The sequence below is a fragment of the Nitrobacter sp. genome, from assembly GCF_051535215.1.
Classification (GTDB): Bacteria; Pseudomonadota; Alphaproteobacteria; order Rhizobiales; family Xanthobacteraceae; genus Nitrobacter.
In genome coordinates this window covers 385,272-395,413 of record NZ_JBPPLY010000002.1, presented here as the reverse complement: position 1 = coordinate 395,413, position 10,142 = coordinate 385,272, and the positions used below count along the sequence as shown (strand labels likewise).

6 protein-coding genes are annotated in these 10,142 nt (G+C 64.5%); 3 read left to right on the top strand and 3 right to left on the bottom strand.

Annotated elements, in window-relative coordinates:
- Together ACS3WB_RS04440 and ACS3WB_RS04435 are read left to right on the top strand one after the other, a co-directional pair.
- The coding region (locus ACS3WB_RS04440) for a lysylphosphatidylglycerol synthase transmembrane domain-containing protein (RefSeq protein WP_438274351.1) at nucleotides 1-512 on the top strand (512 nt) is incomplete at its 5' end.
- A gap of 142 nt (nucleotides 513-654) precedes the next feature.
- Complete coding sequence (locus tag ACS3WB_RS04435; RefSeq protein ID WP_438274350.1) at nucleotides 655-2,688, top strand: hypothetical protein; 2,034 nt, start codon at nucleotides 655-657, stop codon at nucleotides 2,686-2,688.
- A gap of 131 nt (nucleotides 2,689-2,819) precedes the next feature.
- Here ACS3WB_RS04435 and ACS3WB_RS04430 read toward each other — a convergent pair whose 3' ends face one another.
- The 3 genes from ACS3WB_RS04430 to ACS3WB_RS04420 all read right to left on the bottom strand — a co-directional run bounded on the left by ACS3WB_RS04430 (nucleotide 2,820) and on the right by ACS3WB_RS04420 (nucleotide 4,745).
- Entirely contained in the window at nucleotides 2,820-3,848 is a 1,029-nt protein-coding gene (locus tag ACS3WB_RS04430) for an NAD(P)/FAD-dependent oxidoreductase (protein ID WP_438274349.1), read from the bottom strand.
- Nucleotides 3,849-3,921: 73 nt separating this feature from the next.
- Nucleotides 3,922-4,242, bottom strand: coding sequence for a 2Fe-2S iron-sulfur cluster-binding protein (locus ACS3WB_RS04425; RefSeq protein ID WP_292618404.1), 321 nt, complete (start codon nucleotides 4,240-4,242; stop codon nucleotides 3,922-3,924).
- Nucleotides 4,243-4,367: 125 nt separating this feature from the next.
- The gene (locus tag ACS3WB_RS04420; protein WP_438274348.1) at nucleotides 4,368-4,745 is read right to left on the bottom strand and encodes an Hpt domain-containing protein; all 378 of its coding nucleotides are present in this window, start codon (nucleotides 4,743-4,745) and stop codon (nucleotides 4,368-4,370) included.
- Nucleotides 4,746-5,132: 387 nt separating this feature from the next.
- Here ACS3WB_RS04420 and ACS3WB_RS04415 point away from each other — a divergent pair, with 387 nt between their 5' ends.
- The gene (locus tag ACS3WB_RS04415; protein ID WP_438274347.1) at nucleotides 5,133-10,103 is read left to right on the top strand and encodes a methyl-accepting chemotaxis protein; all 4,971 of its coding nucleotides are present in this window, start codon (nucleotides 5,133-5,135) and stop codon (nucleotides 10,101-10,103) included.
- The last annotated feature ends 39 nt before the right edge of the window (nucleotides 10,104-10,142 follow it).

The window sequence follows — 10,142 nt, the reverse complement described above, 5'->3', positions numbered from 1 at the left end:
ACCGCCGCGAGCTTGGGCAGAACGGCTGGAAAGTCGTGATGCCGTCGGCGCCGCTGACCTTCGTGCAAATCCTGATCGGCGTCGTCGATCTGGGCTTCTGCGCTTCGGCGATGTACCTGCTGATGCCCGCGCAGCCGCCGATCGACTTCGTCTCGGTATCGGTGGTCTTCATTCTGGCAACCCTGCTCGGCTTTGCCAGCCACGCCCCCGGAAGCCTGGGCGTCTTCGACGCAGCGATGCTGGTAGCCTTGCCGCAGTTCGGCAAGGAGGAGTTGCTGGCGACGCTCCTCGTATACCGCATGCTGTATTTCATGATTCCCTTCGCCCTTGCGATCACCATCATGGGCGCGCGCGAGCTTTGGCTCAACGTCGTGCAGCCCTGGCAACGGCGCCGCTTGATTAACGGCCATGGCGGCGACAATGTCCACGACAGCGGTAGCCGCTGCGACACCGCTGCGGACAACACGGCAGCGCCGCCGCCCGCGGTCAAGACGCGGGTCTCGCAGGACTGATCCGACGCCACGCGAACCTGCCGGCCGCAACGCTGGTCCCGGTCGCGACCAGCGATCATTCGCCCGTCACATTCGCTTCATCCATCGCCACCATCGACGACTTCCTCTTATTTCCGCCAAAACTATCGCGTCAAAACTCCTCATGGCTCGCACTTCCGTCTCCTCCCTCGCCCGCATCATCCTGATTTTTCTCGGCATGCTCGCCGCGCAGCACGCAGTCGCGCAGCCCGCGCCCGATGAGCCCGACCCATACCGTCCGGCCACATCGGTCCAGAGCCAGCCTGCCGGCGGAATGGAGATCTCGTGGGAGGTTCGTAACCGTTTCCGACTGTTCCGCGAGGAGCGCGATTTCCAGATCCACGTCGCCACCGAACGCAACCAGAGCATCCTCGCAGCCGAGCAGGCGCTGGAACTACAAAGCGACGGCCGCGGCTGGGCCCGCAACGCCGTGAACCGGCTTTGCATCGATCTCGGCGGCCACATCAGCGAACCCTGCACCAGAGACAAGATCAAGGAAAGCTACCTGACGCCGACGGAGCATCCGGTCACCGTGCGACTGACCGGCGCGATTCCGGTCGGTGCGGTATGCGCCTGGTCGTTCGACGACGGCGACGGCCCGCGCACCACGACGCAGGACTGCGCCGAGCCGATCGACTTCCGCGCCCGCTATGGCCGCGCCACCAATGCCACGGTCGATGTCACGAGCGGGAGCGACGCACCGCAGCGCCTGATGACCCAGATCAAGGTGCGCGACGTCCTCATCGCCGGTCTCGGCGATTCCATCGCCTCAGGCGAAGGCAATCCGGACCGCGCCATTGCGCTGTCGGACGAAGGCTTCTGCTTCCGCTCCTATCTCGGCGGCGCGGCGGACGAGTATTACCGGCCGAGCCGCGCGGGATACAAAGGCGGCCGTGCCTGCGGCACCGCCGGCCCGCTCCAGACCTGGCAGCACTATGGCGCGCTCTGGCTGAACGCGGCCTGCCATCGCTCGCTCTACAGCTATCAGACCCGCACCGCGCTTGCGCTCGCGGTACGATATCCGCACATTGCGGTGACCTACCTGCCGCTCGCCTGCACTGGCGCCAGTATCCCCGACGGCCTGCTCGGTTCGCAGCGCGCGCGCGAATGCCTGTCCTCGGCCAAGTGTCAGGGCACCGTCAACGGCCAGATCGCCGAACTACGCGACGCGCTTGCGGCTGCGAAGCGCCGCCAGCCGGACCGCAAGCTCGATCTCGTGCTGCTCACCATCGGCGCCAACGACATCAATTTCTCCGGCCTCGTCTCCGACGTCATCGTCGACGCGCCGACCGAGCGCGCGTTATTCAAGCGCGGCGGCCTGATCGAGTCGGTCGACGATTCACGATCCGGCCTCGTGCGCGACCTGCCGCAATCTTTCGGCAAGCTCCGCGCCGCATTGAAGCCTCTGGTGGGCAACGACCTGTCGCGCGTGGTGTTCGTCTCCTACGCCAATCCGGCGCTGGCCAACGGCGGCGCGCCCTGTACCGGCGGGAAGGCCGGCTTCGACGTGCATCCCTCGTTCAACGCCGACCCGCGACGGCTCGCCGAGGTCACAGGCTACGTCCAGAACGAATTCCTGCCGCGGCTGAAGGCGATCGCGCTCTGCCAATCCGGCGTGATCTGCCGCGATCCCGACAGCGACCGCATGACGTTCGTCGCGGCGCATCAGACGGCGTTCGCCGATCACGGATTTTGCGCGCGCTCCGCCAACGATCCCGAATTCGATCGCGCATGTTTCTCGGCCAGGGGCGACAGCTTCGTCAGCGACATCGTGGCGGCGCCGCAGCAGCCCATGACCTGCGGGCAGCCGGCGAGCGACTTCCGCGCCTATCTGCCGCGCGCACGCTGGATTCGCGACGCCAACGACAGCTACTTCACGGCGATGACCTATCCGCAGGCGCTGCCCGCATCGATGCAGCCCTCCGACATCCATGACGCGACATGGGGCCTGCTCTCCGCCGTCTACGGCGGCGCGATCCATCCCACCGCAGAAGGCCATGCCGCGATGGCGGACGCGGCGCTGCCTGCGGTCGAGGCCGAACTGCATCTCAATGCAGCAGACGGCAGCGAGGTAACGGGCGAACCGCTGGCGCCGCTCGCGCTCCCGCCTGCATCGATGGCTCCGGCCCCACCTGCCCCGATACAGCCGCAGCAATAGCGGTTAATCTGAGCGCTGGAATTGCTCGCCGCAGATTCTAAAATATTGAAAACGGAAGGATCACCGGGGCAAGCCCGGTGACGACACTCAGTTCGCGGCGCTGAAAACAATGCCGCACACTTCAGCCGGCCTCAATTCACCCCGAGCTTCTTCTGCAGGCTCGACGACGAGGTGGTGTACTGGAACACCAGCCGCTTGTCCGGATAGACGTAGCGATGCGCCTTCTGCGCCATCAGCGCGCCCTCATGGAAGCCGGAGAGGATCAGTTTCAGCTTACCGGGATAGGTGTTGATGTCGCCGATCGCGAAGATGCCGGGCACATTGGTCTCGAACGACGCGGTCTCCACCGGGATCAGGTTATTCTCAAGCTGAAGTCCCCAGTTCGCAACCGGCCCGAGTTTCATCGTCAGACCGAAGAACGGCAGCATGGTATCGCAACTGATCGTCGACATCGCGTTGTCGCTACCCTTCACCTGCGCGGCGGAGAGTTTTCCGTCCGTGCCTTCCAGCGCGGTGACCTGACCGATCTTCAGATCCATCTTGCCGTCAGCAACCAGCTTGCGCATCTGCTCGACGCTGTGAGGCGCCGCGCGAAAATCGTCGCGGCGATGCAGAAGCGTGATGCGCTTCGCCAGCGGATGCAGGTTGAGCGTCCAGTCGAGCGCGGAGTCGCCGCCGCCGACGATCAGGATCTCCCTGTCGCGGAATTGCTCCATCTTGCGCACCGCGTAGAACACCGAGGTGTTTTCATAAGCTTCGATGCCGGGCACCGGCGGCCGTTTCGGCTGGAACGAGCCGCCGCCTGCCGAGACCACGACGACCTTGCACTCGAACACCTTTCCGGCGTCGGTGGTGACGCGGAATCCGGGCTCGCCGATCTTCTCGATGCTCTCCACCATCTCGTTGAGGTGGAATGTCGGGTCGAACGGCTTGATCTGCTCGAGCAACGCCTCGGTGAGACCCTGGCCCGTTACCAGCGGAATGCCGGGAATGTCATAAATTGGCTTTTCCGGATAAAGCTCGGCACATTGCCCGCCGATCTTGTCGAGGATGTCGACAAGATGCACCTTCATATCGAGCAGCCCCAGTTCGAATACGGCGAACAGTCCGCAGGGACCGGCGCCGATAATCAGCACATCCGTCTTGATCGCTTCGCTCATGTCGAAATTCTTTTCCGTTGAAATATTCAGGCCGCGCCAGGCGATGCCGGCGGCGTCCCGCTGATGGAGGTGTTTACGCCTGCCGTTCCGGCGTCATGACCACGAGGCCATCGAGTTCGTCGCTCACCTTGATCTGGCACGACAGCCGCGAATTCGGCCTCACGTCGTAGCCGAAGTCGAGCATGTCCTCTTCCATCGGCGTCGGCTTGCCGACCTTGTCGGTCCAGGCTTCGTCGACATAGACGTGACAGGTGGCACAGGCGCAGGCGCCGCCGCATTCGGCCTCGATGCCCGGAACGGCGTTGCGAATCGCCGCCTCCATGACGGTCGCGCCGTTCTCGACGTCAACAGTACGGGTTTCGCCGGAATGGTCGACAAAGTTGATCTTGGTCATGGGTGCAGTGCTGCCGAACATAGATATCATGAGGGACGGTTCGGCTGTCCTATAACGAAACGATCCGGCCAGCGCCAGCGTTCGGCGCAAAAAGGCGGGCTATTCGTCAGGGGTCGCCGGCGGCATCAGGACCGGCGCAGGATCGCGTCGATCGCTTCGCGGGCCCGGCTGACGGCCTGATCCAGCGCCGTCCGTGGCTCTGCCGCATCGGTGCCGTTGCGCAGAGCAGTCTCCAGATCGGCGGCGGCGGCGGCGACATGAACCGCGCCGATCGCTCGTGCCGAACCCTTCAGCTTGTGCGCAAGAGCCGCGGCGTTCGCCGGGGTTTGCGCCAGAGCGGCTGCCAGCGACGCGGCCTGACCCGCGAACATCGCCAGAACCTCGCGCTCGAGACGACTGTCGCCGAGCGTCATGCGGCGGAGATGGTCGAAATCGATCGGGCCGTCGTCTGGAACCAGTGGCGGCGAGGGCATCCAAACGACCTGCTCAAGGGAATATGGCATTGCTGCGATCCGGGTCCGCTGCAAAGGTGGATGGGTTGCCGCGCGGCCTGCCGAGCGAGCCAATCACGAAACTGGTTAACGGAACGTTTCGCGTACGGACCGCGAGGCTGTCGCCGCTTCCAGGGGAATTTGGGTGACCCATCAACAATTTCGAACAACTCGAAGCAGTTAGCTCAGCCGGCCGTTAACGATGATTAAGATTGTATTAATCACGCCCATTTCATTCGAGACGCCAAGCCAATAGGATGTTGGAGGAAGCGACCGACAAAACGGGCGGCGGCAACGGCCGCGCCCGGAAAACCAGCTTGGGGCTCGGGGTCGGCGACGACAGGGACTTGCAGCGGCGACGCGAACTTGCGGGTTGCTAACACGAGGGCGTGGACTGACATGGCGAATAATCCCAAGAAGGTCAAAGATCCGACGGAGGTCGCTCTTTCCGCCATTCAGGAGGCTCTGAACGTCGGCGAGGCGTCGGCGGGCAGTCCGGACCAGTCCCGCTCCGACGTCACACCGCCGTTCTCCCCTGCAGGGATCCAGGGCGAGGACGGATTTGACGCCCGCGCCACGGCAGACCGGCCGGGCTTCGATAGCTCTGAAGCGTCGCTCTTCAAGCGCCGGCCCGCCAACGACGATCGCGAGACGATCGGCCAGATTCTTCAGGCTATCCAGAACGGCCGCCCGGCCCGCAATATCTATACGCTCGCCTCGCTTTTCGCAGGCATCTGGATTCTCGGCGCCGGCTTTCTGACCATCAGCTTCCTGCCCTCGCTTCAGGCTGCCATGGGCCAGGGCAGCGGTGGCACGCTCGCCCTCGCCGGCCTGATCGCCCTGTTTTTCGCTCCCGTTCTGCTGTTCTATTTCTTGGCGAGCCTGGCCTGGCGCGGCCAGGAACTGCGCATGATCGCGCAATCGATGGCGCAGGTCGCGATCCGGTTTTCCGAGCCGGAGGGCCTCGCCAGCGATTCGGTGGTAACGGTGGGACAGGCGATCCGGCGTGAAGTCGCTGCGATGGGCGACGGCGTCGAACGCGCCATCGCACGCGCCGGCGAACTGGAAGCCCTCGTCGCCAACGAGGTCGCCGCGCTGGAACGCGCCTATTCCGACAACGAGGTGCGGATTCGCGCCTTGCTTCAGGATATCGCGCTCCAGCGCGACAATCTCGTCGGCCAGGCCGAGCAGGTCCGCAGCGCCATCTCGGGTGTCCAGATCGACCTGCGACACGACATCGCACTGATCAGCGATGCCATCGCCTCGCGTGTCGATGAGGTCGCAAAAGGCATAACCGGTGCGCTGGAAGAGCGCGGCGAGCACATCACGACGGCACTCAGCAATGCCGGCGACAATATGATCCTCGCGCTCGGCGAACGTGGCGGCGACCTGCTCGACCGGCTCGAGGAGGCCAGCGCCGAGACCGCGCGCGCCGTGCTCGACGCGAGCGAGCGCCTGACCAGCAGTCTCAACTTCAAGACCGGCCACGTCCACGACGAGTTCGCCGATCTGGCCGACCGCGTCCACGAGATGCTCAACGAGCGGGTCGACCGGATTACCAACGAATTCGAGCAGAAGTCGGCCTCCATCGTCGAAGGCATTTCCGACCGCACCGAACAGGTCCATGACTCGTTGAAGAATTCCAGCGACTCCCTGTTGGTGGAGCTCGAGCTTCGCGGCGCCGACCTCGCCAGCAAGATCGACGATGCCGGGAACCGGCTGGCGACCCGGATTCTTTCATGCGGCGACAAGGCGGGCGAAGCGCTCGATGTCACGGTCAATACGCTGGTCGCCAAGGTCGCTACCCAGACCGAAACCGCGCACGATACGCTCAGCCTCCAGATGAGCGCGTTCGATCAGCTCATGAAGGACCAGGGCAGCGAACTCGCGGAAAAGTTCGCACGCGACAGCGGCACGCTCGGCGCGCTCATTACCCGCCACATCTCGGAATTCGACCGTACCGTGAAGACGTTCGGCGGCGAGATCGTCGATCGCCTGGGCCAGCGCACCGAAGATATAGCCCGGAGCATGAAGGCCTATGTCGATACCTTCGATTCGCGATTGACTTCCAACGGCGGCGAGATCAGCGCCGCGCTGGATCAGCGTCTGGCGCATTTCGAAACCATGCTCCAGTCGGGCGTCACCAATCTCGACGCCTCGTTCGACGCCAAAATCAGGTCCTTCGACGAGTCCGTCAACGGCCGCCTCGCGGTGCTCGAACAAACCTTCGACTCACGCGCAAAGTCGGTCACGGCGACGATCGAGAACCGGCTTGTCACCCTCACCTCGTCGCTGTCCGATGGCGCCGCCCATGCGATCGGCTCGATCGAGAGCCGCCTCGCCCACTTCGCAACCTCGCTGAGCGACGGCGCGACGGAGGCCGTTGCGGCGCTCGAGGGGCGCATCTCGGGAGTGACCGAGACCATCGACGATCGCAGCGCGATGCTTGCGGATACGATCACGGCGCGATTCCAGGAAATCCACCAGGGTCTCGACGAGCGCGTCGGTCTGGTCGCGACCACGATCGAAACGCGCGTCGCCCAGTTCGAAGACCTGCTTGGATCGCGGGTCGAAGCCGTGGCCGGCCGCTTTGAATCCAGTGGACGGCAGGCCAGCGAGGCTCTGTTGGTGCGCGCGGAGGAACTGTCGCACGGCATCAAGTCCCATGTCGACGACGCGGAGCGCTCGCTGACCAATCTGGTGGTCAATACCAGCGAAACCATTCAGACCGGCGCGCGCGCCGCCCAGCAATCCCTGCTTTCGGTTTCGACCGAAGTGGGCGCCCAGTTGCAATTGACCTCGACCGAGGTGGAACGCGCGCTGACCTCGGCCGGAACCGCCGCCGCCAACTCCATCCTCAACAGCGCCCGGGATGCGCAGACGACGCTGATCAACTCATCGGCCGAGACGGCGAGCCAGGTCAAATCCCTGTCGGCGGAAATCGAGCAGACGCTGTCCGCCGCCGGCACCAACACCGCGGATTCCGTGCTGGCCGGGGCGCGCGCGGCGCAGACCACGCTGGTCGCCGCATCTTCGGATGCCGCGACACACGTCAAATCGCTGGCCAGCGATATCGAGCGGACGATGACGGCGGTTGGCACCAACACGGCCGCTGCCATTCTGGGCAGCGCACGCGAAGCGCAGACCGCGCTCACCGCCGTCTCGGCCGATGCAGTCGGCCACGTCAAATCACTGGCGAACGAGGTCGAGCGGACCCTGACCACCGTGGGCGCCGACTCCGCCGCCGCCATCCTCGGCAGCGCACGCGAGGCGCAGACCACGCTCACCACCGCCTCCGCCGACTCCGCCAGCCAGATCAAGGCGATCTCTCTGGATATCGAACGCTCTCTCCACGCCGCCGCGGCGAATACAACGGAAATCATTCAGGCCAGCGCGCAGAATGCGCAGACCGCCCTCGTCTCCGCGTCGAATGAAGTCAGCACCAAGGTCAAGTCGGTATCGACCGACGCCGAGCGCCTGATCTTTGCCGCCAGCGGCAGCTTCGGCACGACGATCACGGGCAAAACCGACGAAATCGTCAACTATGTCCAGCAGCAGACCGATCTTCTCTCGCAGATAATCGACAGCAAGCGGGGAGCTCTGGTCGACGCTCTCGGCGGCAAGGCCGATCAGCTCAACTCCGATATCAGCCGCGTTACGGCCGATGCCCTCAAGTCGATCGAGGTCAAGGGCCAGGCATTCTCGCAATCGATCGCTGCGAACGGCTCCGACGTTGTCCGTACCATCACCAACGCCGGTGAACTTGCGACCAGCGCGATCACCAAGTCGATGAAGGATCTCGAGCAGGCGTCGCGCTCGGCCATCGAACAGTCGCGGCAGGCGTCCATCACGGCCGTCACCGACATGCAGGAAACCAGCAAGATCCTCCGCACCGATACAGTCGCCCTGTTCGAACGGCTGCGCGAGGGCAACATCCTGCTTCAGGAGGTCCTCACCGGCGCGCACGAAAATCTCAATTCGCTGGAGCGTGCGCTCGTCACCCGCGTCGCCGACTTCGTGTCCACCATGAAAGACGTCACGTCGCAAAACGGCCTCGCGACGCAGACGCTCGAGGATCAACTGGCGGTGTTCAACGCCAAGGCCTCGCAGGCCCTCAATGATTTGAGCACGCTGTCCGGCCAGTTCGAGACGCATGGAAACATTCTGGTCGAAGCTGCAGCGCGGGTCGAGCAGAGCAACCAAAGCGCCGCATTGTCGGTCGAGGAACGCAAGTCCGTGCTTGAATCGCTCGTGGCGACGATCGATCTGCGAACGACCGACTTCGATCAGCGACTGACGCGGTTTACGAGCCTGCTCGATGAATCGCTTGCCGCCGCCGAAGAGCGCGCGCGCGATATCGCGCGGGTGGTGGCCGAGACCGCCGGCGTCGGATCGGCTGCGATCAGCCGTCAGTTCGAAGCCGTCCGCACGGCGACCGAGGAAGAACGCCGTCTGACCTCTGAATCCATGAGCGAGATCTGCCAGCAGGCGACCGAGGAAGCCGGCGCGATGCTCCGGCGGTCGGCCGACAAGTTCGCGGCGCTGGTTCAGGACATGAAGCAGATGACCGCGGAAATGCACACCGAACTGGAAGCAACGCGCAACGAGCTTCGCCGCGGCGTGTTCGAGATGCCGCAGGAAGCGGCCGAGAGCACTTCCCAGATGCGCAAGGTGATCGTCGATCAGATCGAGGCACTCGCCGAGCTTAACCGGATCGTCGCTCGCCATGGTCACGGCTTCGACGTCGTCAGCAGCGGGCGACCGGCTGCGCAGCACGAGGAAGAGCCGATGGCGGCGATAGCCAATGGCCGCGGCGCGACGACGGCCCGCTCCGCGTCTCGCATGCGCGACAGCAGCAGTGCGTCGAACCTGCCGCCGCCCGACCTCGGTGTTCCGTCATCCCGCCGCACGGACACGCCTCCGGCCGCACCAGCGAGCGGAGACCAGGGGGGCGACGATTGGCTCTCGGATCTGCTGAACCGCGCCGATACCGGCAATGACCGCCCCGGGCGATCGGCACAGCAAGCCGCCGCGAACCCGCTGGACTCGCTATCGCTCGATATCGGCCGCCTGATGGATCGCAACCTTGCCGGGGAGATGTGGGATCGCTACCAGCGCGGCGAGCGCAAGGCTTTCAGCAAGCGTCTCTACACGGCCGCCGGCCAAAAGACGTTCGACGAGGTCGCCCGCAAATACCGGACCGACCGCACGTTCAAACAGACGGCGGATCGCTACATCGCCGAATTCGAGCGCCTTCTGGACGAAGTCGCGCGCGACGAGCGCGAGCCAACGGCGATACGCGACCATCTGATGTCGGAGACAGGGCTGGTCTATACATTGCTCGCCCATGCAGCGGGACGGCTTGGATAAAGGCCTCGCCTTATCGCTTACGAAGCGCTGCCGCGGCAA